We start from the raw sequence: 23,831 nt of genomic DNA, 5'->3' as shown, positions 1-23,831 counted from the left end.
CGAACCGAGAACAGCCGTCCGAACGAGAGCAGAGGAGCTGTCATGCCAGCCGACCAGACGGCCGTCGACATCGAGGACCTGCGCGCGCTCGTCGCCGAGGAGGTCGAGCTCCCGGTCGAGGAGGTGACCGACGACGCCGACCTGGCGGAGGACCTCGACGTGGACTCGCTCGCGGCGATGGAGATCGCCGTCCAGCTGGAGAAGAGGTACCGGATCAAGATCAGCGAGGAGGAGATCACGTCGCTGACCACGCTGCCGGCCATCCACCGGCTCGTCTCCGCCAAGGTCGGGACGGCCTGATGACGGGCGCGGACCGGCCCGTCGCGGTCGTCACCGGCGGGTCGCGGGGCATCGGGCGGGCCGCCGTGCTCCGCCTGGCCGCCGACGGATTCGACGTCGCGTTCTGCTACCTGTCCGGCGAGGAGGAGGCCGGTGAGACCGCGGCCGCCGCGCGCCGCGCGGGCGCCCGGGTGCTCGCCCGGAGGACCGACGTCTCCGTCCCGGGCCAGGCCGGAAAGCTCGTCTGCGAGGCCGAGGACGAGCTCGGGCCCCTGGCGGCGGTCGTCGCCAACGCCGGGATCGTCCGCGACCGGCCGCTGGCCCGGATGGCCGACGACGAGTGGGACGCGGTGATCCGCACGAACCTGGACGGCACCTACCACCTCTGCCGCGCCGCGGCGCGGCCGCTCATGCGGCACGACGCCGGGAGCATCGTCACCATCTCCTCGGTGGCGGGCGTCCACGGCAACACCGGGCAGGCGAACTACGCCGCGTCCAAGGCCGGGATCATCGGGTTCACCAAGTCGATCGCGCAGGAGCTCGGGCGGTTCGGTGTCCGGGCCAACTGCGTCGCGCCCGGGATGATCACGACGGACATGACCGCCGGGCTCGGCGACGCCCGGCGGAAGGAACAGCTCAAGAGGATCGCGCTGCGCCGCCCCGGCACGCCGGACGAGGTCGCCGACCTCGTGTCCTTCCTCGTCTCCTGCCGTTCCGCCTACATCACGGGCCAGGTCCTGGGGATCGACGGAGGTCTGTCCCTCTGATGGACATCACGCTGGACATCACGCGCACGGTGGCGTCGTTCGATCCGGCCGCGCTGGAGCGGATCGCCGGGATGGTCGACTCCCGGCGGGGCGGTGTGCTCAGCTCCGGCATGGAGTACCTGGGGCGGTACAGCCGCTGGGCCATCGCCTACGTCGACCCGCCCATCGAGATCACCGCGACCGGGCGGCGGCTCACCGCCCGCGCCCTGAACGAGCGCGGCCGCCTGATCCTCCCCGTGGTCCTCGCGGCGATGCGGCGGGCCGGACGGCGGGCCGGCGGGCACGCCGTCGTCATACCGGAACCCGGCCGGCCCGCCCCCGAGGAGGAGCGCACCCGGCGCCCGACGGTGTTCAGCGCCCTGCGGGAGATCGTCAAGGAGTTCGGGACCGACGACCCGCACCTCGGCCTCTACGGGGCGTTCGGCTACGACCTGGCGTTCCAGTTCGAGCCGGTGCGGCAGCGGCTCGACCGGGCGGAGGCGCAACGCGACCTGGTGCTCCACCTGCCCGACGAGATCTGGGTGGTGGACCGCAAACGGGAGACGGCGCACCGGTACTCCTACGAGTTCGAGGTGGACGGCGCCTCCACGGCCGGCCTGGGACGGGACACCGGCCCGGCGCTCATGTCGGACGCGCCGCCGCCGCACCCGCGAAGCGGGGAACCGCGGCCCGGGACGTACGCCAAGGTCGTCGAGCTGGCACGGGAGCGGTTCGCGCGGGGGGACCTGTTCGAGGTGGTGCCCAGCCACGTGTTCCACGGCAGGTGCGACGCGCCGTCCGCCTTCTACCAGTTGCTGCGCCGGCGCAACCCCGCCCCCTACGAGTTCCTGTTCAACCTGGGGGAGGGGGAGTACCTCGTCGGCGCCTCACCGGAGATGTACGTGCGGGTGACCGGCGACCGGGTGGAGACCTGCCCGATCGCGGGCACGATCCAGCGCGGCGAGGGCCCGCTGGAGGACGCGGCGAACATCGCGGCGCTGCTCGGGTCGGCGAAGGAGGAGTCCGAGCTGACCATGTGCACCGACGTGGACCGCAACGACAAGGCGCGGGTGTGCGTCCCGGGCTCGGTGCGGGTGATCGGGCGGCGGCAGATCGAGATGTACAGCCGTCTCATCCACACCGTGGACCACGTCGAGGGGCGGCTGCGGCCGGAGTTCGACGCCCTGGACGCGTTCCTCACCCACATGTGGGCGGTCACCGTGACGGGCGCGCCCAAGGCGCGGGCGACGCAGTTCATCGAGGACCACGAGGACACGCCGCGGCGCTGGTACGGCGGCGCGGTCGGCAGGATCGGGTTCGACGGGTCCCTGAACACGGGCCTGACGCTGCGGACCACCCACATCACCGGCGGCGTCGCCGCGGTCCGGGCCGGCGCGACGCTGCTGTACGACTCGGTGCCGGAGGCCGAGGAGCGGGAGACCCACATCAAGGCCCGCGCCCTGCTGGAGACCATGGCGGAGGCGGCCTCGCAGGACCGGGCCGGTCTCTTGTGGGGGGACGACCCCCCACATCCCCCGGGACGGGCCGGCGCCGGGCAGGCTTACGGACGCGCCGCCGGCCGGGGGAGATCGGGCGTCCCGCCGGGCCACGCGGCGGCGCGCGTGCTGCTGGTCGACCACCGGGACTCGTTCGTCCACATGCTGGGCGACTACCTCCGGCAGGAGGGGGCCGACGTCGCCACGCTCCGGTTCGGGTTCCCGCCCGCGCTGCTGGACGAGTACGCGCCCGACCTGGTGGTGCTGTCGCCGGGTCCGGGCCGTCCGTCGGACTTCGGCTGCGCCGCGCTGCTCGACGAGGTGTACCGGCGGCGGCTGCCGGTGTTCGGGGTGTGCCTGGGGCTCCAGGCGATGGTGGAGCACGCGGGCGGGACGCTGTCGGTCCTGCCCCGGCCGGTGCACGGCAAGCCGGGGCCGGTGCGGGTGTCCGGCGGCGCGCTGCTCGGCGGGCTCGGCCCGGAGTTCACCGCCGGGCGCTACCACTCCCTGTACGCGCCGCCGGGCGAGGTGCGCGGCGGGTTCACCGTGACGGCGGCTGCCCCGGACGGCGCGGTGATGGCGATCGAGGATCCGGCGGCGGGCCGGTGGGCGGTGCAGTTCCACCCGGAGTCGATCCTCACCGCGTCCGGCCGGGCCGGGCACCGGGTCATCGCGAACGTGCTCGCCCTCTGCCGGGAGCGGCCGCGCGCGGCCGCGTCCGGCGCGGAGGCGATCGTTGGCTGAGCACGCGTACGCCGAGGACAGGCCGGTCGTCTGGGCGGACACCGACGCGGGCGGGCGCGTCCACTGGTCGGCCGTGTTCCGCTGGGCTGAGGCCGCCGAGCACGCCTTCCTCCGGACGCTCGGCTGGGACCCCGGCGAGGCGGGCACCTATCCCCGGCGCTCGGCGGAGGCCGCCTATCACCGGCCGCAGCGCTTCGGGCAGCGATGCGAACTGCGCCTCGACGTGGAACGCGTGAAGAACTGCAGCGTCACCTTCGGCTGGACGGTCGTCTGCGAAGGGCGGACATGCGCCGCCGGAAGGCACACCGTGGTCCACGTGAACGAAGACGACCGCCCGGCGCCGTGGCCGGACCACCTCCGCACCGCCCTGGTCAGTGCCGCCGCGGCGCGGAGGGCCGAAGGCGGCTACGCCTGCCCGGCCGCGGATTCGCGCAGCAGATAACGCTGCACCTTCCCGGTCAGCGTCCGGGGAAGGGAATCGACGAACTCGATCGAGCGGGGATATTTGTACGGCGCGATCGTCCGCTTGGCGAAGTCCTGGAGCTCGGCCGCCTTCTCGGGACCGGGGGACGCGCCGTCCCGCAGCACGACGTACGCCTTCACGATCATCTGCCGCAGCGGATCGGGCGCCCCCACCACGCCGGCCTCCAGCACGTCCGGATGCCTGACGAGGGCCTGCTCGACCTCCGGCCCGGCTATCTTGTAGCCCGCGGAGACGATCATGTCGTCGCTCCGGGCCTGATACCAGAAATAGCCGTCGGCGTCGCGCACATAGGTGTCCCCGGTGATGTTCCAGCCGCCGGCGACGTAGCCGCGCTGGCGGTCGTCGCCGAGGTACCGGCATCCGGTCGGGCCCTTCACGGCGAGGCGGCCGGCCACCCCGTCCGGCACCGGGCGCCCCTCCTCGTCCAGGACGGCGGCCTCGAAACCCGGGACGACCCGTCCCGTGGACCCCGGCCGGATCCGGTCCGGGGCGGCCGAGATGAAGATGTGCAGCAGCTCCGTGCAGCCGATGCCGTCCACGATCTCCAGTCCCGTCTCGGCGTGGAAGTCCCGCCAGACCGTCGCCGGGAGGTGTTCCCCCGCGGACACGCACGTGCGCAGGCTCGTCAGGGCCCGGCCCTTCCCGGTCGCCAGCAGCGCCCGGTACATCGTCGGCGCGGTGAACACCGTGGTCACGTCGTGGTCCACGATGAGGTCCGCCAGGCCGTCGGGAGTGGCGCGCTCCATCAGCACCACCGCCGCCCCCGCGCTCAGCGGGAAGACGACGAGCCCGCCGAGGCCGAAGGTGAACCCCAGCGGCGGCGTGCCGGTGAAGACGTCGTCCGGCCGCGCGGCGAGGACGTGCCGGCCGAACGTGTCGTTGATCGCCAGGACGTCGCGGTGGAAATGCGCCGTGATCTTGGGGATGCCGGTGGTCCCCGAGGTCGGTGCGAGCAGGGCCACGTCGTCCGCGGCGGTGGCGACCGCGGCGAAGTCCGGGCTCCTGGCCTCGCTGCGGCCGATCAGGTCGTCGCCGGAACCGCCGCCGTAGACCACGGCGGGCACCCCGGGAAGGGCCGCCTCCACGTCGGCGGTGTAGCGGTGGTCGCACACGACGAGGTCCGGCTCGGTCCGCGCGGCCAGCGCCGCGATCTCACCGGCGCGCAGCAGGTGCATGGTGGTGACCGCCACGCCCCCGGCCTTCAGCACGGCGAACCACGCCGCGACCAGCCAGGGGCCGTTCGGCCCGCGCAGCAGCACCCGGTTCCCCGGCACCAGGCCGAGATCCTCGGCGAGCACCCCCGCGATCTGGTTGGCGCGCCGGAGCAGGTCGCCGTACGTCCAGGTCTCCGAGCCGGTCAGCAGGCAGGGACGGTCCGCCCCGTGGCGCGCCACGGCGGCGTCCAGCAGGGCCTCCGCGCAGTTCAGGCGTTCCGGATAACGCAGCTCCGGCAGGCCGAAGAGCAGTTCGGGCCACTGCCCGGCGGGCGGCAGGTTGTCTCGGCAGAACGTGTCGATATGGGCCGAAGGTAACCGCATGGTTCAGTGTCCCGTGCCGCCCGCCCCGGATCCATGTCGCTATCGGAATGGAAAAGCCTCGCCTATTGCCCGCATTCGCATGAAACAAGGAGCGCGATATTTCGACGAGGCAGACCTTGACAGTTTTTCAGTCGGGGGAAATGATTGAAAGAGCGTTCATCAGTGCCTTTGACCGTCCCGCCCGGACACATGCCGAAGCCTCACGGATCATCTCATTCCGCGCTCGTTCCATCAGGCTCCAGCGCACGACGCCGCACCAGCCGCGGGGCCGCTCAGTCCACGAGAAAAGAGGCTCTGCACAATGGATCAGCAGGTAGCATCGCGGCTGGAGGCCGACCTCTTCCTGTTACACGCGCCCAGCGTCTACGACTTCCGCGAGCGCGACGACATGCTGTTCGCCTACCTGAGCGACAGTGACAGCGTCAACGTCACCTCGGTCTACGAGATCTACCCGATCGGCTGGTTCTCGATCAAGCAGCGGCTGGCCGACCACGGCTTCGACACCAAGATCATCAACGTCGCGTCGCTGATGCTCATGCATCCCGGGCTGGACGTCAAACGGCTGCTCGGCCGGCTGGAAGCGCCGATCTTCGGGTTCGACCTGCACTGGATGGCGCACTGCCACGGCTCCGTCGAGCTCGCCGCCGCCCTCAAGGAGGTGCACCCCGAGGCCATCACCATCTTCGGCGGGATCTCCGCGACCTACTATGCCGAGCAGCTCATCCAGTACCCGAGCGTCGACGTCGTCTTCCAGGGCTACGACACGCTCGAACCGGTCACGGAACTGGTCTCCCGGGTCCGGCGTGGCGACAGGGACTTCCGCTCCATCCCGAACCTTCTCTACAAGGTCGATGGCGAAGTGCAGGCCACCGGCTTCACCCACAAGCCGAAGACCGACTACAACAACGTCCGCAACGACTGGTCGTACTACCGGGAGACACCCGACGCGGGGCCGTCGGGCTCCAAGCTCATCATGACCCTGCCCAACACCGGATGCGCCCACGACTGCGGCTGGTGCGGCGGATCGCGGTTCGCCTACCGCAACATCATGGGCGTCCAGAAGACCCTCGTGCAGAAGGACCACGACCTCGTCGTCGAAGAGCTCCGCACCATGGAGGAGGCGGCGAAGCGCACCTCGATCTACGCCCTCCAATGCTATTCCGAGAACAAGACGCGGATGCATCAGTACCTGGACGCCGTGAAGGAGCTCGGCTACAAGAGCGTCCACTTCGAGCAGTTCAACCTGACGCCGCCCGACATCCTGAAGAAGATGGGCGAGTCGACCGAGTCCCACATCATGCTCTCCCCGGAGTCGCACGACCTGAAGATCAGTGCGGCGGCCGGCCGGGGGAACTACACGATGAAGCAGATGGAGGAGTGGATCCCCCAGGCCCGGGACGCCGGCGTGAAGAGCGTCATGATCTGGTTCTTCATCGGCATGCCGTACCAGGACCGGCAGTCGGTCATGGACACCATCGCCTACTCCGAGCGGCTGATACGCAAGTTCGGCGGGTGGGCCGCGCTCCCGCTCATCTGCCCGATGGTGCCCTTCCTCGACCCGGGCTCCCAGTTCTTCGAGGAACCGGAGAGGCACGGCTACCGGATCTACCACCGCACGCTGGAGGAACACCGCCGGGCCATGGTCGAGCCGCTGTGGTACCGGCGGCTGAACTACGAGACCCGCTGGCTGAACAGGCGCCAGCTCCAGGACGTCTCCTACGAGGCGATCACCCGCCTGGTGGAGATCAAGGGCGAGTACGGCGTGCTGCCCGCCGGGTTCTGCAAGGCCGTCCTGGAGACCATCGAGGAGACGCGCGAGCTGCTCGGGGAGATGGAGCGGGCCCTGCTGCTCGACAAGGCGCTGCCCGCTGGGCTCCGGGACGACCTCCGCGACTACAACCGGAAGATCCTCGCCTACTCGACCGACCAGATCATGCCCGTCCCCCGGCCGTTCGGCGGCCGCTGGTTCGACGACGCCACCGTCCCGCAGCAGATGATCGAGGAACTCCTGACGTCCTAGACACCCCCGCCGCCCCGGCACGCAAGCCCGGGCCGGGGCCCCGCCCAGGGGGCTCCGGCCCGGCCCGCCGGGGCTCCTCGGCGGCTCCCCGGCGGATGGTGGACGACCTTCGGCGACCGGTCAGTACGCTGGTGGTTCAGAGTTTGTGGACATCAGTGGAGAGTCGGGACGATGGCGCTGAATGGCGGGGCACTCGCGGAGTTGCGGCGTTCGAACCTGGAGAAGGTCGTTTCCGCACTACGGCAGGCCGGGACGATGTCGCAGTCGGAGCTGGCGAGGGTGACGGGGCTGTCCGAGGCCACGGTGTCGAATCTCGTCCGTGTACTCGTCGAGGACGATCGGGTCAAACTCTCGAAGGGACGGCGGAACGGCCGGAGCGTCAACCTGGTCGAGCTGGGCGCCGCCGCCGAGGAGCTGGCACTGGCGGTCACGGTCGCGCGGGAGACGATGACGGCGGCGGCGGTCGACCACGAGGGCGCGGTCCTGGTGGAGCGGTCGCTCCCGCGGGGGGCGGACCTCCCCTACGACGAGGAGCGCTCGCTCCTCGTCCAGCTGATCGACGAGGTGCGCCGGGCCGAGGGGGTCGCGGCGCGGCCGATCGCCGGTGCGGGGCTGGCGCTGTGCGTCTCGATAGACCCCGTCTCCAACACCGTCCCGGACGGGCTCGGCGCCCGCCAGCCGGCGTTCGCCCCCTCGTGGTACGGCGCCGACGTCACGGGCGATCTCGGCGCCGAGATCGGCCTTCCGGTGCGGCTGATCAATGATTGCGACGCCGCGCTGCTGGCCGAGGCGCGGTGGGGCGCCGCGCGAGGGTGCCGGGACGTCCTCTACCTGCATCTGAGTTCCGGCGTCGGCGGCGCGATGCTCCTCGGCGGGCTCCTGTACCGGGGCGGGCTGGGCGGGATCGGGGAACTCGGGCATTCCTCCACCGACACCAACGGCCGGCTCTGCGTCTGCGGGAACCGCGGCTGCCTGGAGACGAAGGTCGGCGGGCAGGCGCTGCTGGGCCACGTCACCGCCCTCCACGGGAACGACCTCACCCTCGCCCGGCTCGCCCGGCTGGCCCGTTCCGGCGATCCCGGCTGCGTGCGGATCGTCGCGGACGCCGCGCAGGACATCGTCAACGGGCTGGCCAACGTCGTCGCGGTCCTCGCACCCGAGCGCTTCATCCTGGGCGGCGAGCTGGCGGACGCCGGGCCCGCGCTCCTGGATCCGGTCGCCGACGGGATGCGGAGGATGGCGAGCCCGCGCAACTGGCGCGGAGGCGTCGCGCTGGCCGAGCTCGGCGGGCAGGCCACGGCGCGTGGCGCCGCGCGGTTCGCGTTCGATGGTGGTGACCTTTGCCTTCAATCTTTGAAGTGATTAACGCGATCTGAATTTTTATCAATTTAGAGCTTGCGGTGAATGCCGCACGCGTCCTACGGTGTGGCCACGGTGAGTGACCTGCACCGAAGTGCCATCTGGCCTGGTCGCGTGCGAGTCGATACTCCTCGATTACCTTCAAAGTGTGGAGAGATCGTGGCCGACAACAAGAAGACCCGCCGCTCGATGGCGCCGCGCCATGCCCGCCGGACGAGCGTCCTGTGCTGCGCCGCGCTGGTGGCCGCGCTGACGGCCGCCTGCGGCGGGAGCGGCGGCTCCGCGGGCACGCCCGCACGGCAGAACCCCGACACGCTGACCATCGCGGTCGGGGCCCCGCCGCAGAGCCTGAACCCCGCGCTGGCGGGCAACGGCGACCCCCTGGTCATCCCCGTGGAGCTCGCGTACGACCCGCTGATCTACCTCAAGCCCGACGGAAGCCTCGCCCCCGGGCTGGCGACCGAGTGGGGCTTCGTCGGATCCGGCAACAAGGTGTTCGACCTGACGCTCCGCCCGGGCGTGAAGTTCAGCGACGGGGCGACCCTGACCGCGCAGTCGGTGGCCGACTACTTCGCCTACTTCGCGAAGGCCGGCGGCCTCGGGGCGTCCCGTGTCCAGAACTTCGAGCGGGTCACCGTCTCCGGGCCGCTCAAACTGCGCATCGAGCTGAAGGCGGCGAACCCCGAGCTGCCCTACATCCTGACCCAGGGCTTCGCGATCGGTGACGTGATCAGCCCGCAGGGGCTCAAGGACCCCAACAGGCTCGGCACCTCGACCGCTGGCGCCGGCCAGTACGTGCTCGACGCCGGTGGGAGCGTCACCAATCAGACGTACGTGTTCACCCCGAACCCGAACTACTGGAACCCCAAGGCGATCAACTGGAAGAAGATCGTCGTCAAGGTCATCCCGGACTCCAACGCGGCCCTCGGCGCCATGCGCACCGGGCAGGTGGACTACATGATCGGCGACACCAAGGGCGCCGACGCCGCGAAGAAGGCCGGCTTCTCCGTGAGCACCTGGCCCTACCTGTTCGGCCACATCCAGCTCCTCGACCGCGCGGGGACGCAGGTCAAGCCGCTCGGGGACGTCCGGGTCCGCCAGGCCCTGAACTACGCGATCGACCGGAAGGCACTGGCCAAGGCGCTCTTCGGGAAGTACGCCTCCCCGAGCGACCAGATCCTCCTGCCCAAGGCGGACGGCTACGACCCGTCCCTGAACGGCACGTACCCCTACGACCCCGCCAAGGCGAAGAGCCTGCTGGCGCAGGCGGGCTACCCCAACGGGTTCTCGCTGGTCATGGCCGCCTTCAACCTCCAGCCGGGGGAGACCGACGCGGCGCAGGCCGTCGCCAGCTACTGGTCGAAGATCGGCGTCAAGGCCAAGATCGATGTCCCGGTCGCCATCAGCGCCTACACCAGCGGGCTGACCGGCAAGAAGTACCAGGCCCAGATGTTCGAGTACGGCGGCCTGCCGATGTACCTCGTCGCCGACCAGCTGCTCAGCACCGGAAGCCTGTTCAACCCGTTCAACAACACACATCCGGAGATCGCCAGGCTGATGCGCGAAGGCGCCGCCGCCGACGACGCGTCACGTCCCGCGATCTACAAGCGGCTGCAGAAGGTCATCGTCGAGCAGGCGTGGTTCGTCCCCTTCGCGAGCATCGACAAGGTCACGGTCGCGCGTCCCGGACTCGAAGGCGTCACGGCGTCACCGAGGTCGCTCGACCCGAACCCGGTGTTCTTCACCGCGTCCCGAGGCTGAGCCTTCATGGCGCGTCCTCTCCGAAGGAAATCCCGATGAAACGCATCCTGATGCGCAGGCTCCTGCTGTCGGTGCCGCTGCTGTTCGTGGTGTCGATCGTGGTCTTCGTCCTCCAGTCGCTCATCCCCGGTGACGCCGCGAGCCAGCTGGCGGGCCTGCAGGCGACGAGGCAGGACGTCGAGCGGCTGCAACGGCAGCTGCACCTCGACGAGCCGGTCTGGGCCCAGTACTGGCACTGGCTCGACGGTGTGTTCCACGGCTCGCTCGGCAACTCGCTCACCAACAAGGAGGCGGTGACGACCGCGTTGGCCACGAGACTTCCCGTCACGCTCTCCCTCGTGATCGGGGCGACCGTCCTCGCCACGGTGCTCGGGGTCGTCCTCGGCGTCGCCAGCAGCAAGGCCGGGACGGTCGCCGGACGGCTGGTCGACCTGCTCAGCATCGGCGGCCTCGCGATCCCCGGCTTCTGGCTGGGCCTGCTGCTGATCTCGCTGGTCAGCGTGCGGCTCGGGCTCCTCCCGGCCACCGGGTACGTCAAGTTCACCGACTCGCCGGGCGGCTGGGCGCGCTCGCTGCTGCTTCCGGTCACCGCACTCGCCCTGAGCGGGGTCACGGCGATCGCGAAGCAGACCAGGGAGGCGATGCTCGACGTCCTGCGCCGCCCCTACATCGACAACCTGCGGGCCAACGGCGTGCCGGAGCGGCGCATCGTGTTCAAGCACGCGCTGCGCAGCGCCGCCATACCGATCACCACGATGTCGAGCATCCTGCTGGTCGGCGCGCTCGGCGGCTCGGTCGTGATCGAGCAGGTCTTCGGGCTGCCCGGGCTGGGCAGCCTCGCGGTCAGCGCGACCGGCACGAAGGACATCCCGGTGATCCAGGGCGTCGCCGTGTACTTCACGCTCCTGGTCGTCGCGGCGAACCTGGTGACCGACGTCGCGTACGTGCTGATCGACTCCCGGGTGCGGGCCTCATGACCGCCCCCACCGGCATGGAGCCCGCCGCCGGTGCCCCGGCCAGGCGGCCCGGCCTGGCGCGCCGCCTGCTCCGCCGTCCGGCCGCCGCGGCCGCGCTCCTCTACCTGGCCGCCGTCGTCCTGCTCGCGGCCCTCGCCCCGGTCTTCGCCCCGTACGGCCCGCAGGCGGCGGACTTCGCGCACGTCCTCGCGACGCCGTCGGCCGACCACTGGCTCGGCACGGACGCGCTGGGACGCGACATCGCCTCCCGCCTGATGTTCGGCGCGCGCCCGGCGCTGCTCGGCGTGCTCGTGACCGTCCTGGTCTCGGCCGTCATCGCCATCCCGGTCGGGCTGTCGGCCGCCCTGGCGGGCGGTGTGGACAGGGTCGTGTCACCGCTGGTCGACCTGCTCATGTCGATCCCGGCGATCGTGGTGCTGCTGATGGTGCTGGCGACCTTCGACCAGGAGCTCGCCGCCGCGATGGCGGCGCTCGGCGTGCTCACCGCGCCCGGCCTCGTCCGCGTCGTCCGCGCCGCGGCGCTGACCGTGGCCGGGGAGCCGTACGTCGCCGCCGCGCGCGTGTACGGGTTCGGCGGGGTCACCATCGCCTTCCGCCACGTCCTGCCGCGCATCGTCGGCCCCATCCTCGTCAACCTGTCGCTCGTCGCCGCGACCGCGCTGCTCACCGAGACCGGGCTGAACTTCCTCGGCCTGGGCGTGCACCTGCCGGAGGCCAGCTGGGGCGGCATGGTCGCCGACGCCTCCACGGTGATGAACCAGCAGAACTGGATGCTGGTCCCGACCGGGGCGGCGGTCGCCTGCACGGTGATCGCGCTCGTCCTGCTCGGGGACGGCGTCCGCGACGCGACGGCGGAGGGCTGGGCACGCCCGTCCTCCGGCACGCGGATCCGCCCGTCCCGCGACGCCGCGAAGGAAGGCGCGCGCGGCCCGCGGGCGAAGGGCGCCCCGCCGGTGGACGGGCCGCCGGTCCTGCTGCGCGTCGACGGCCTGACCGTCGCGTTCCCCGGGCCCGGCGGACGGCCGACACCGGTGATCGACGACGTGTCCTTCGAGCTGCGGGCCGGCGAGACGCTGGGCATCGTCGGCGAGTCGGGATGCGGCAAGACGATGACCGGCCGCGCCGTCCTTGGCCTGCTCCCCGACGGCGCGCACGTCGTCGGCGGCTCCATACTGGTCGACGGCGCCGACGCCACCGCCATGGGCCGCCGCGAGCGCGCCGGGCTGCGGGGCTCGACGATCGCGTTCATCTCGCAGGAGCCGATGGCGGCCCTGGACCCGCTGTTCACCGTGGGCAGCCACATCGCCGAGGCCGTCCGCACCCACACCGGCGCCGGACGGGCGCAGGCCCGGCGGCGCGCGATCGAGCTGCTCGGCCAGGTGCGCCTGCCCGACCCGGACCGCGTCGCGAAGATGTACCCGCACCAGCTGTCCGGCGGGATGGCGCAGCGCGCCGCCCTCGCGATCGCCCTCGCCGGAAGCCCCCGGCTGCTGATCGCCGACGAGCCCACGACCGCGCTGGACGTCACCGTCCAGGCCGAGATCCTGCGGTTGCTGCGCACGCTCCAGCGCGAGACGGGAATGGCGATCCTGCTGATCAGCCATGACTGGGGCGCGGTCGGCGAGCTGTGCGAGCGGACCCTCGTCATGTACGCCGGGCAGGTCGTCGAATCGGGACCGACCCCGACGATCATCGCGGCGCCGCGGCACCCCTACAGCGAGGGCCTGCTGGCCGCGAACCCGCAGCTCGGCACCCCGGGCGTCACGCTCCGCGTCATGCCCGGCGGCGTCCCCGCGCCGGGGGAGTGGCCCCCGGGCTGCCACTTCGCGGCGCGCTGCCCCTATGTGATGGACGCATGCACCGCGCACCCGGTCGCCGTGGCGGAAACGGCCGGGCACGGCAGCCGCTGCCTGCGGCAGGTGCCCGCACGGATGATCGAGGCCGACCATGACTGAGCCGCTGCTGACGATCGAGGACCTCACCGTCCGCTACCCGCGCCGCCGCGGCGGACCGGTCACCGCGCTGGACGGCGTCTCCCTCACCGCCGGCCACGGACGCACCGTGGGCCTCGTCGGGGAGTCCGGCTCCGGCAAATCGACACTCGGCAAGGCGATCCTCGGCCTGGCGCCGGTCAGCGGAGGATCGATCACCTTCGACGGCCGGGACATCACCCGGGCCGGACGGCGCGAGCGCCGCGAGCTGAGCAGCCGGATCCAGGTCGTGTTCCAGGACCCGTACGGGTCGCTGAACCCGGTCAAACCCATCGGCCGGACGCTCGGCGAGCCGCTGCGCGCCCAGCGGACCCTCGACTCACGCGCCGTCCGGGACCGGGTGCACGAGGCGCTGGAGCGCGTCGGCCTTCCGGCCTCGGCGGTGGACCGCTATCCCGCCGAGTTCTCCGGCGGCCAGCGGCAGCGCGTCGCGATCGCCCGCGCCCTGGTCATGCGGCCGCGGCTGATCGTCTGCGACGAGCCGGTGAGCGCCCTGGACCTCTCCCTCCAGGCGCAGATACTCAACCTGTTCAACGAGCTCAAGGCCGACCTCGGCGTCGCCTACCTGTTCATCTCGCACGACCTCGGCGTGGTCCGGTACCTCGCCGACGACCTGGTCGTCCTCTACCACGGCACCGTCGTCGAGTCCGGCGACGCGCGCTCGGTGTACGACCGCCCCCGCGCGGACTACACCAGGCGGCTCATCGCCGCGATCCCCAAGGCCACCCGAACGTCGCAGGAGAAGGCTCCCCCATGCAACAGCGAGTCATAGTCGAGACCACGTCCGGGAAGGTCGGCGGCGTCCGCCATCGCGGCGTCGCGTCGTTCCTCGGCATCCCCTACGGCGCGCCCACCGGCGGCCCGGCCCGGTTCCGGCCGCCGGAACCGGCGAAGCCCTGGCACGGCGTGCGGGACGCGACGGTCTTCGGCAGCGCCGCGCCGCAGAACGACATCCGGCTGGCGGCGACCGGCTCGTGGGCCGAGGCGATGGACTACCTCTACCCCCGCACCGGCTCGGCGCTCGAAGGCGTCCCGATGGGGGAGGACTGCCTCGTCCTCAACGTCTGGACGCCCGAGGCGACGCCGTCCGGCAGGCGGCCGGTCATGGTGTGGTTCCACGGCGGCGGCTACCAGCACGGCGCCGGCTCCGAGTCGATGTTCCTGGGCGACCGCCTCGCCCGGCTCGGCGACGTCGTCGTGGTCACCGTCAACCACCGCCTGGGGATCTTCGGCTACCTGGCCCTGGACGCGCTCCTCGGCGAGGAGTTCGAGCACTCCGGCGTCGCCGGGCTGCTCGACCTCGTCCTCGCCCTCACCTGGGTGCGCGACAACATCGACGGCTTCGGCGGCGACCCCGGCAACGTCACCGTGTTCGGCCAGTCGGGAGGCGGCGACAAGGTCCGCAACCTGATGTCGATGCCGTCGGCGTCCGGCCTGTTCCACAAGGCGATCATCCAGAGCACGCCAGGCCCGTTGCCGGTCTCGGACGAGGCGGGCCGCGACCTCGCCGACCAGGCCCTGCACCTCGCCGGCCTGGGCACCGCCCGCGCCGGGGAGCTGACCACGTGGGGCACCGGGCCGCTCCTCGAACTCCAGCGGGGCCTCACCGGCGACGTCATGGGCGGCTTCACCCTCGACCAGGACCTGCTGGACGCGGCCCAGGCGTCCTTCGCGCCCCACGTCGACGCTGCCGCCCCCGCCGCGGGGCCCGGCATCCCCGTCCTCATCGGCCATACCACCCACGACGCCTCGCTCATCCTCTGCAACGCGCCGGAGTACGCGACGTTCTCGGACTCCCAGCTGCACACCTGGACGGCGAACCGGTTCGGCGCCGCCGCGGACGACGTCATCACCGGCGGGCAGAACGGCCCCGGCCCCGAACCGGCGCGGCTGCGCCTGGCCCGGATCGTCACGGACATGACCTTCGCACCGGCCGCCATCACCCTGGCGTCGGAGCTGTCGGCACGGCACACCGTCCACTGCTACGAGTTCGCCTACCAGACCCCGATCCTCGGCGGGCTGCTCGGGGCCACCCACAGCCTCGACCTGCCGTTCGTGTTCCACAACGCGGAACTGTCGCCGTTCGCAGGCGACCGCGGCGACCGCCGCGAGGTCTCCACCCGCATGGCACAGGCGTGGACGTCCTTCGCACGCGACGGCGCCCCGGGCCACAGCGACATCCCCACGTGGGAGCCCTACACCCCGGAGAAGCGGGCCACCATGCGCATCGACGCCGAGTGGAGCCTGTACACCGGCCGGGACCCGCGCGACCTTCCGGCGGGGACGGACGCATGACGCGACCGCCACCGTCCGGACCGCGGCCTCAGTGATCTCCGGGAGTGAACCTGATCTTCCAGTTGCCCTCGGCGCGCACATGAAGGTAGGTCGGGCCGGACAGGTGGGCCTCGGCGAAGGACGCGCCCGTCCCGGACAGGACGTGCCGCCCTTGCCAGAGGTCCGCGTCCAGCTCGGTGACCGAGAAGTCGCCCTTGTCGGCGTGGCTCATGTGGACGATCGCGGGCCCTCCCGCGTACCGGAGAACGAAAGAACCACGTGAGGAGATGCCGTCCTCGACCGCCGGGACGGTGGCCACGGGTTGCAGCCACGCATTCCATTGGCCCGCCGACTCGATACGCAGCCGGACGTGCTTGTCCTCGCTCAAGGGAATGGGTTCCACGACGCGACTCCGTCCCCGGGCCCGGAGCAAGGACCGCGCGCCCCCGTCCTCGATGACCTCGACGCTGTTACGCGCGCCACCATGGAGACGCACGACCAGCACCAGGGGGACGCGCGGTTCACGGTGGGAAAGCCTGGGCTCCCTGTTCCCGCGTCCCTGCACCTGCTGGCCCTTGCGGACGCTCGGCGGGCACGTCTTGAAAGGCGCGGGCTCCCGCCGAGGTCCCGGCGCCGGATCAGTGCGCCGGGCGACGTCCGGCCGGGACTCCGGCGCGGGCGCGCGCTCGGAGACGCGCGGCCGGGGCGGACGCGCGGGCGTACGCCGCTGCGGCTCCGGCGGCCGGTGGCGGCTGGTCGCGATGGGCGACATGCCCTCACTGAGCCTCACCGCATCGGCGGCGCACACGTCGATGATCCGGGTGCTGCCGCCCTCGGGGGTCCAGGCGACCCGCTCGGCGGACGCGCCATGGCGCGGATCGAAGAAGCACGGGGGCGTGCCGGGCGGCGCGGGAAGGCCCGCCAGACGGGCGTCGACACAGGCGAGCGCATGGCGTCCCTCGGCCAGCGCGAGCATCACGTCCACGGCGTCCGCCCGGTCACGATCTCCGACGAAAGCCCGTTTGGCCTGGTCATAGGCGTCGAGCGCGCGCGTGTAGTCCGCCAGGAGCCCGGCGTCGGCGGCGTGCTCCTCGGGCACGAGCGCGTGCTGGGCCAGCGCCTCGCCGAAGGCCGTGATCTCGGCGTCGATGAGCGCCAGCTCGTCCTCACGCCGCCGGCGGAAGACTCTGAATACAGACTTCACCCTGTCACCCCAGAATCCCCGCGAAGGACGCGTCGTCCCACATAAACGGACTACAGCGTAATGCAGCCACATCAGTAAGAACGCTGCCTTCGGGGCCCTGACCGCCGCCACAGCGCGACGACGGTCAGCGACCCCGGCGCCAAGGGTTCGCCGGGACGTGGTCACACCAGAACTCCTCCAGCTCCCGGACGCTCAGCGCCGCGTACGGCCGTGCCGGAATCGGGCGACCTGTCCGTAGTGCCCAGATCGTGTACAGGCAGAGGGCGAGGGCTTCGTCATCCGCGCCGATGTCCCGCGAGCCCCGTGACCCTGGACCCGCCTCTCTATTCGAAGGGTCTTCCCCCCGCGCCGTCGGTGGCGGTGTGGGCATGTGTCAACGCTGGACCATCTTCAGTCCCATCGGCACCGAAACGACTGTTATCCGGATAAACCCGGATACAGCACGGTTGCACGTACCGAATTACCGCTATTCGGATGATCCGAAGAGGATGAATGATCAATTATCGCGGCAAGTGTGCCAGGTGACCTGTTCCGATTCCGGCGAGGATGGCAGGATGTGCGCCGAATAGGCGCAGCGGTTCGTGACACTCTCTCGGAGTCCACATGACTGACGAGGCCAAGCAGCGCGTGATCGACGGCTTCCTCGCCACGTTGGACGCGGCACGGGCGGTGGCCGCGCCGTCGTCCTACGCCGCCATCGAGGATTGTGCGGAGGCGATACGGAGGCGACCGCGGCGGCCGGCGGGCGGACCGGTGATCCCGCTGCGCAGTTCGACGGTGCACGATCTCTTCACCAAGCCGCGTCGGCAGTTGCCACGGTGGGAGATGTCCCTTTCCTTGGTGATCGTCTTCCGGGAGATGACGGCCCGCCGCGGCCTGGATCCCGACGCCACCGTCGGCACCGTCGCCGAGTGGAAGCAGCGGCACGAGGCGGCGACGAAGGAACTGGCCGGTATGCGGCGGGCGGCCCGGCGGCGCAACGATCCCGAGACGTCCGACTCCCCCCACGCTCCGAAGCCCGCCCCGTTCTCCTTCCCGAACGGACACGACGGGCTGTTCGACGTCGAGGACGCGAGACGGGCCGTCCTCTTGGACTGGGCGAAAAGGCAGCGGCCGGCGTCGACCGGCGCGGCGGGCTCCCTCCAGTCCTGCCTGGTGCTTGAGGAGTGGTGCTCCCGCCTGCGCATCTACGACCCGCACGGCATCCCCGCCCACCTGCAGACCGCCGAGTTCGCCGCCCACCTCCAGCTCACGTCTCGCCCGGGCGCCGAGGACGGCGCGGACCCGCGAGGTCTGCAAGCGCACGGCCAACGCATGCTGCGACGCGGAACCGCGGTGCTGCTGTGGTTCGTGCTGGAGGAAAGGACGCTCCGCCGACCGCCCTTTCGGGACATGCCCGCCGACGTGTGGCGCCGGCAACTGCGGCACATGCTCGAACTGACCGAACTCAACCAGGTCACCATTCAGATCCGTCCCGCCGGCAGCCCGCATTTCTGTGCCCATGGCCCGATCCGGCTCCTGCGCTTCCGTGAGCTGGATTCCCCGGACGTTCTCGTGCTGCACCAGTGGCACCACGCGCTCTACCCGCACGAATCAACGCTGGTCTGCAAGTGCTACGGACTGGTGAACGGACTGGCGGTCTCAGCGGCCCCACCAGACGAATCGGTCCGAATACTGCACAAGCTCCTCACCTGACTACCACGGCCCTTCCGGTTCGCTGTCGCAGAGGCTGACGAAGCGCTAGGGTCATGGGCGCGCGAGACCCGCGGGAGGTCGCTGTGAACAGCCCCGACGATGAGTTCGCCTCGCATGAGGCCGAGAAGGACCTGTACGCCGGGATCGACACCTCGGTGCCGCACTCCGCCCGGATCTGGAATTACTGGCTGGGTGGAAAGGACAATTTCCCGGTCGACCAGCAGGCCGGCCAGGAGTACGTCCGCGTCTTCCCCGGAATCGTCGATCTCGCCCGCCATTCCCGGGCCTTTCTCACCAGGGTCGTCCGGTACCTGGCGGAGAAGGAGGGAATCCGGCAGTTCCTCGACATCGGAACGGGCCTGCCCACGGAGGACAACACCCACGAGGTGGCGCAGCGCGTGGCCCCGGACTCGCGCATCGTCTACGTCGACAACGACCCGCTCGTCCTGGTGCACGCGCGAGCGCTCCTCACCAGCACCCCGGAAGGCGCGACCGCCTACGTCGACGCCGACCTCCACGATCCGTCCACGATCTTGCGCGAAGCCGCCACGACCCTGAACTTCGGGCAGCCGATCGCCCTGATGCTCATGGGCACCATGGGGCACGTCCCCGACGACGCCACGGCCCGGGAACTCGTCCGGCGGCTCTTGGCCGGCCTCCCGCCGGACAGCTTCCTGGCGCTGAACGCCGGCACCGACACCGACGAGTCCTTCGCCGAGGCACAGGAAGGCTATGACGAAACCGGCGCCGTCCCGTACCGCCTGCGTCGGCCAGATCAAATCGCGCGCTTCTTCGACGGATTGGAAATCGTGGAGCCGGGCATCGTCCCGGTCAACCGCTGGCGCCCAGAACCGAGCCCCTTCGAGCCGGTACCGGACGCCCACGCCTACGGCGGCGTCGGCAAGAAGAAATAAACACCCACCAACCGCTCGGCCCGTCAGGCAATCGACCAAGGCCCCTGGCCGTCCACCTGGAAATCGGGCCACCGCCGGAATCTACTTCAGCTGCCCACCTTCGGAGCCCTCAACGTGGCGCAGCCCTATAAGGAAGGCCCGCGACCGCCACGGCGGGTTCCCGGCGTGTGGACGGGCGTGACGCTCGCGGCTTCAGCCGGACGCTTTCCTTCGAAGGGCGACGTGGGAAACCCTAGATCCAACCGCGCGACGGCGCTCGGCAGATGCTGGCCGCGGCGTTGCGGGCCGAGGTCGCCGCCTGCATCGACGAGCCTCGTGAGCCGGCCACCGTGGCGGGTGCAGTGAGGACTGGGCCGGCCACCCCGTCCGCACCTGCTTCGTCGGCCGTGAACGGTTCCGCCATGCCCGGACGGGCGACCTGGAACCGGCGTTCGGAATCCTGCACGTTTCCGACCACGGCCGGCAGCGGATCATCACCTTCCACGCCGTCCGTCCCCGGCAGCCCCTCCGACGATCTCGGCCGGACTCGACACCATACATACTAGTATGTATGGTGTTCCCATGACCCCCACCCGTACCGCACACGAGACCCGTGTGCACTATGCGAGCCTGCTGGAAGTCGCCGCGAAGCTACGCGCACGCGAACTCACGCCAGTGGAGTTGACCGAGACACTGCTGGCACGGATCGACCAGGTCGATCCGGTGCTGCGCAGCTACGCCACGGTGACGGCGGACGTCGCCCTTGCTCAAGCCAGGAACGCCCAGGCCGAGCTGGCAGCGGGCCGGTACCGAGGCCCCCTGCACGGTGTGCCGATCGCTGTGAAGGACCTCTGCTTCACCGCCGGCATCGTCACCGCGGCCGGTACCACGATCCGCTCCGGCCACGTGCCCGCCTACGATGCGACAGTGGTCCAGCGTCTCTCGCAAGCCGGGGCCGTTCTGCTCGGTAAGCTGCAGCTCACCGAAAGCGCATTCGCCGAGCACCACCCGTCCGTCACACCACCCCGCAACCCGTGGAACCCCGAGTACTGGTCCGGCGCCTCCTCAAGCGGTTCCGGCGTCGCGGTGGCGGCCGGCCTCGCCTTCGGTTCCCTGGGCACCGACACCGGCGGGTCGATCCGGTACCCCTCCGCGGCCAACGGCATCACCGGCATCAAACCCACGTGGGGACGGGTGAGCAGGCACGGCGTCTTCGCGCTCGCCGCGAGCCTCGACCACGTCGGTCCGATGGCACGCTCGGCGCAGGACGCGGCCGCGATCCTGGGAGCGATCGCCGGAGCGGACCCGCATGACCCGACCGCGGCCGCCATACCGGTGCCCGACTACCTGGCCGGCCTCGGCGCCCCGATCGGGCCGGTACGCATCGGAGTGGACCGCGCCTACAACGAGACCCGTGTCGACCAGGCGACCATCGGCATGCTCGATGACGTCATCGCTCTGCTGCGCCGCCTCGGCGCGACGATCGTCGAGGTCACCCTTCCTGATACCAGCACCATCAATGCCATGTGGCCCCGGTACGCCGGCGTGGAGGCCGCGATCGCCCACCAGGAAACCTATCCCTCGCGCGCCTCGGAATACGGTTCAGCCGACACACCCGGCTCGATCGCCGGGCTCATCACGCACGGCCAGACCGTCTCCGCGATCGAGCTGATGCACGCGCACCATCAGCGGCTCGCGTTCACCGGCGGACTGGCGCGTACCCTGTGCGACGTGGATGTCCTGCTGGCTCCGGTGCAGCCGACCACGAGCCTCACGCTCGCGCGGAAGGAGGCGGTGTATGCCGATCCCGAAGCCCTGACGGACTTTCTCCGCTTCGTCACCCCGTTCAATATGGCCGGCGCCCCGACCATCACTCTGCCGGGCGGTTTCGGCGAGGATGACATGCCGCTGGGGTTCCAGTTCGTCGGCCGGCCGTTCGAGGAACAACTACTGATCCAGCTCGGCCACGTCTACCAGCTTGAGACGGACTGGCACCTGCGGCATCCGGCCCTGTAATACGGGCCGCTAGGCACCGCACTGCATTGCTGGGAGGCACCATGAAACCGAACGCCCGGGAGCGCTTGATCGAGGGCACGCGGCAACTGCTGTGGGAGCGTGGATACGTCGGCACCAGTCCGACCGCGATCCTGGCGCGCTCCGGCGTCGGCCAGGGCAGCATGTACCACCACTTCGATGGCAAGCCGGACCTGGTGTTGGCGGCCGAGCAGCGCAGTGCGGAACTGATGCAACAACAGATCGCCGAAGCGTTCGCCGTGGAAGGCACTGCGCTCGAACGCATCACGGGATATCTAAAGCGCGAACGCGATGTGTTGCGCGGGTGCAGTGTGGGACGGCTCACCGCCGATCCGGAGGTCATGGCCGACGACACCTTGCGCGCACCGATCCGGGAGGCCTTCGAGGTGCAGCACGAACACCTTCGGCGCACGATCGCCGAAGGTGTGGCGGACGGTGAATTCGCCGGCGACCTGGACATCGACGAGACCGCTTCCGCCATCGCCGCCGTCATCCAGGGCGGCTACGCCCTGGCCCGCGCGGCGCAGGCGGTAGAGCCCTTCGACCGCGCCATCAGGGGAGTGCTCTCACTTCTGCGGGCGAGCGCTCCGCGCGCGAACTGAACCGAAGCACCACCACCCACCGGCCAGGGCCCTCGACGAGTTCGAAGGCCCTTCTCATGCCCGCAAGACACCGACTGGCGTAGGCACTCGGGGCTCCAGTCGCTACTCGCTCGGCCATAGCCCCCTCGGATAGCGACACCACTGGCACCGGGTCTGCCCATTGACCTTCGCCGGCTCCAGCGCGTGGCCAAGCAGATGGCACCGCCACAGCCGTCGTCTCCCGACGAAGGTGTGTTTCCCCTACCTCCATCGGAGTGACCGTGTCATCTGACGCTGCCCGAAATCGGCTACCACCACCTGCTTCTGCCACCAGCCGGACGCTGGGCCTCACCGGCCTGTGTCTCGGCACCGCTCTGATCGTCATGGAAGCGAACGTCATCAACGTCGCGATCCCAGTGATACGTGCCGACCTGCACGCGAGCCTGGCCGGCGGACTGTGGGCCATCGACGCCTACACGCTCATGTTCGCCGCCCTGCTGCTGTCCGCAGGCCGGCTCGGAGATCGGATCGGTGCCCGACGCGGCTACCTGGCCGGGCTGGGGTTGTTCGCCGTTGCCTCGATCGCCTGCACCGTCGCTCCCAACACGGGCCTGCTCGTCCTGGGCCGCGCCTGCCAAGGTCTGGGAGCAGCGCTCCTCGCCCCGGCACCGCTGACCTTGATCGCCCACATCTTCACCGTGCCGGCCGAACGCACCAGAGCGGTCTCGGTCTGGGTGAGCGTAGGCGGTATCGGCTTCGTGATCGGCCCGTTCATCGGTGGACTGCTGGTCGACACTCTCGGCTGGCGGAGTATCTTCCTGCTGAACGTCCCGGTGGCCGCCGCCACCGGCTGGCTTGTCGCCCGACACGTGGCGGAGGTCCCACTGCAACGCGTGTCGTTCGACCTCCGCGGGCAGACCCTCGCGATCGTCGGCCTCGCCACGATGGTGTGGGCGCTGGTCGAGTCGAGTGTCACAGGCTGGCTCGACCCCGCCGTGCTCACGGCTCTCGCGGGCGGCACCGCGGCCCTCGTCGTGTTCGTCGCAGCACAGTATTCCTGGGCGCGAGACGGCCGGCAGGTCCTCCTGCCCCCCGCCATCATCGCCGCGCGTCCCGTGCTCGCCGGCCTGCTCGGCGGTGCGACGTACAACTTCACGCTCTACGGGATGCTGATCGTCTATACGTTCGACTTCCAGCAGCTACGCGGCTACTCGGCCTTGCGGACCGGGTTGGCCTTCCTCCCCTTGACCGTGGCCGCCACTCTCGCCTCGACCCTTCTCGGTGCCCGTTTCATCACCGCGTTCGGCCCGCGTACCGGCTTGGCCACCGGAATGACCCTCTCGGCCATCGGACTCGTACCTCTCACCGTCGCCTCCGCACCATATCCGCTGATCGCGGCCGGCTTCTGCGTCTTCTCCACCGGTATGGGGCTCTCCGCGCCTTCCCAGACGCTCGCCGTCATGACGTTCGCCCCCGACCGGCACCAGAACATGGGATCGAGTGCCCTGAACACGGCCCGGCAGACAGGCGGCGTAATCGGAGTCGCACTACTCGGCGCGGTGGTCGCAACAGACCCCGTCAGAGGCACCCTCACAGCCATCACCATCGCCATCGGCATGTGCCTGATCGCAGCCGCGACCGCCCTGCGTCTCATTCCACGAGAGATCATCCGCGCCGGCACGAGCCGATGATCCGAGCTCGAACCGGCGCTCTACCGCCCAGTCCGCACCAGCGGCCCACCAGACACTCCGGACT

19 protein-coding genes are annotated in these 23,831 nt (G+C 70.6%); 16 read left to right on the top strand and 3 right to left on the bottom strand.

From position 1 onward, the window contains the following. Positions 1–42: 42 nt before the first annotated feature. From AGRA3207_RS11235 to AGRA3207_RS11220, 4 genes are read left to right on the top strand one after another with little or no spacing between them, the layout of a single operon-like run. Positions 43–300, top strand: coding sequence for an acyl carrier protein (locus AGRA3207_RS11235; protein ID WP_231334533.1), 258 nt, complete (start codon positions 43–45; stop codon positions 298–300). Beyond that, entirely contained in the window at positions 300–1,046 is a 747-nt protein-coding gene (gene fabG / locus AGRA3207_RS11230; protein ID WP_231334532.1) for a 3-oxoacyl-ACP reductase FabG, read from the top strand. Before AGRA3207_RS11235 ends, fabG begins: the two co-directional genes overlap by 1 nt. Continuing rightward, positions 1,046–3,265 (top strand): anthranilate synthase component I, encoded by a 2,220-nt coding sequence (locus AGRA3207_RS11225; protein ID WP_231334531.1) that lies wholly within the window; start codon positions 1,046–1,048, stop codon positions 3,263–3,265. The genes fabG and AGRA3207_RS11225 overlap by 1 nt, the downstream gene beginning before the upstream one ends. Then, complete coding sequence (locus AGRA3207_RS11220; RefSeq protein ID WP_231334530.1) at positions 3,258–3,707, top strand: acyl-CoA thioesterase; 450 nt, start codon at positions 3,258–3,260, stop codon at positions 3,705–3,707. The genes AGRA3207_RS11225 and AGRA3207_RS11220 overlap by 8 nt, the downstream gene beginning before the upstream one ends. Here AGRA3207_RS11220 and AGRA3207_RS11215 read toward each other — a convergent pair. After that, positions 3,671–5,287, bottom strand: coding sequence for an AMP-binding protein (locus AGRA3207_RS11215; protein WP_231334529.1), 1,617 nt, complete (start codon positions 5,285–5,287; stop codon positions 3,671–3,673). The genes AGRA3207_RS11220 and AGRA3207_RS11215 overlap by 37 nt on opposite strands. A 301-nt stretch (positions 5,288–5,588) precedes the next feature. On the opposite strand from AGRA3207_RS11215, the gene AGRA3207_RS11210 reads away from it, so the two are divergent. The 7 genes from AGRA3207_RS11210 to AGRA3207_RS11180 all read left to right on the top strand — a co-directional run bounded on the left by AGRA3207_RS11210 (position 5,589) and on the right by AGRA3207_RS11180 (position 15,690). Beyond that, positions 5,589–7,307: a B12-binding domain-containing radical SAM protein gene (locus AGRA3207_RS11210; protein ID WP_231334528.1), complete on the top strand. Its 1,719-nt coding sequence runs from the start codon at positions 5,589–5,591 to the stop codon at positions 7,305–7,307. 171 nt (positions 7,308–7,478) lie between these two features. Then, positions 7,479–8,669 carry an ROK family transcriptional regulator gene (locus tag AGRA3207_RS11205; RefSeq protein WP_231334527.1) on the top strand — a complete coding sequence of 397 codons (1,191 nt, stop codon included), beginning with the start codon at positions 7,479–7,481 and terminating at the stop codon, positions 8,667–8,669. 156 nt (positions 8,670–8,825) lie between these two features. Beyond that, positions 8,826–10,427 (top strand): ABC transporter substrate-binding protein, encoded by a 1,602-nt coding sequence (locus tag AGRA3207_RS11200; protein WP_231334526.1) that lies wholly within the window; start codon positions 8,826–8,828, stop codon positions 10,425–10,427. 35 nt (positions 10,428–10,462) lie between these two features. Further along, positions 10,463–11,404 (top strand): ABC transporter permease, encoded by a 942-nt coding sequence (locus tag AGRA3207_RS11195; RefSeq protein ID WP_231334525.1) that lies wholly within the window; start codon positions 10,463–10,465, stop codon positions 11,402–11,404. Beyond that, positions 11,401–13,359 carry a dipeptide/oligopeptide/nickel ABC transporter permease/ATP-binding protein gene (locus AGRA3207_RS11190; protein WP_231334524.1) on the top strand — a complete coding sequence of 653 codons (1,959 nt, stop codon included), beginning with the start codon at positions 11,401–11,403 and terminating at the stop codon, positions 13,357–13,359. Before AGRA3207_RS11195 ends, AGRA3207_RS11190 begins: the two co-directional genes overlap by 4 nt. Continuing rightward, positions 13,352–14,167 carry an ABC transporter ATP-binding protein gene (locus AGRA3207_RS11185; protein WP_231334523.1) on the top strand — a complete coding sequence of 272 codons (816 nt, stop codon included), beginning with the start codon at positions 13,352–13,354 and terminating at the stop codon, positions 14,165–14,167. Before AGRA3207_RS11190 ends, AGRA3207_RS11185 begins: the two co-directional genes overlap by 8 nt. Continuing rightward, positions 14,149–15,690, top strand: coding sequence for a carboxylesterase/lipase family protein (locus AGRA3207_RS11180; RefSeq protein ID WP_231334522.1), 1,542 nt, complete (start codon positions 14,149–14,151; stop codon positions 15,688–15,690). The genes AGRA3207_RS11185 and AGRA3207_RS11180 overlap by 19 nt, the downstream gene beginning before the upstream one ends. 28 nt (positions 15,691–15,718) lie before the next feature. Here the strand turns inward: AGRA3207_RS11180 and AGRA3207_RS11175 are convergent, their stop codons facing one another. Continuing rightward, complete coding sequence (locus AGRA3207_RS11175) at positions 15,719–16,873, bottom strand: hypothetical protein (RefSeq protein WP_231334521.1); 1,155 nt, start codon at positions 16,871–16,873, stop codon at positions 15,719–15,721. A gap of 603 nt (positions 16,874–17,476) precedes the next feature. Between AGRA3207_RS11175 and AGRA3207_RS11170 the strand changes: the two genes are divergently transcribed. Continuing rightward, positions 17,477–18,568, top strand: coding sequence for a DUF5753 domain-containing protein (locus AGRA3207_RS11170; RefSeq protein WP_231334520.1), 1,092 nt, complete (start codon positions 17,477–17,479; stop codon positions 18,566–18,568). Between the two features lie 83 nt (positions 18,569–18,651). Next, positions 18,652–19,482: an SAM-dependent methyltransferase gene (locus AGRA3207_RS11165; protein ID WP_231334519.1), complete on the top strand. Its 831-nt coding sequence runs from the start codon at positions 18,652–18,654 to the stop codon at positions 19,480–19,482. Positions 19,483–19,714: 232 nt separating this feature from the next. On the opposite strand, the gene AGRA3207_RS11160 is transcribed toward AGRA3207_RS11165, so the two are convergent. Next, a complete protein-coding gene (locus AGRA3207_RS11160; RefSeq protein WP_231334518.1) occupies positions 19,715–19,966 on the bottom strand; it encodes a hypothetical protein in 252 nt (83 codons plus the stop codon). A 77-nt stretch (positions 19,967–20,043) separates the two neighbouring features. Between AGRA3207_RS11160 and AGRA3207_RS11155 the strand changes: the two genes are divergently transcribed. From AGRA3207_RS11155 to AGRA3207_RS11145, 3 genes are all read left to right on the top strand, one after another. Then, entirely contained in the window at positions 20,044–21,477 is a 1,434-nt protein-coding gene (locus tag AGRA3207_RS11155; RefSeq protein ID WP_231334517.1) for an amidase, read from the top strand. A 41-nt stretch (positions 21,478–21,518) separates the two neighbouring features. Continuing rightward, positions 21,519–22,097 carry a TetR/AcrR family transcriptional regulator gene (locus AGRA3207_RS11150; protein ID WP_231334516.1) on the top strand — a complete coding sequence of 193 codons (579 nt, stop codon included), beginning with the start codon at positions 21,519–21,521 and terminating at the stop codon, positions 22,095–22,097. A gap of 362 nt (positions 22,098–22,459) precedes the next feature. Beyond that, positions 22,460–23,767 carry an MFS transporter gene (locus tag AGRA3207_RS11145; RefSeq protein WP_231334515.1) on the top strand — a complete coding sequence of 436 codons (1,308 nt, stop codon included), beginning with the start codon at positions 22,460–22,462 and terminating at the stop codon, positions 23,765–23,767. The last annotated feature ends 64 nt before the right edge of the window (positions 23,768–23,831 follow it).

This window comes from Actinomadura graeca (genome assembly GCF_019175365.1).
Taxonomy (GTDB): domain Bacteria; phylum Actinomycetota; class Actinomycetes; order Streptosporangiales; family Streptosporangiaceae; genus Spirillospora; species Spirillospora graeca.
Note: the sequence above shows the minus strand (reverse complement) of the source record. Positions and strands in the feature narration are given on the sequence as shown.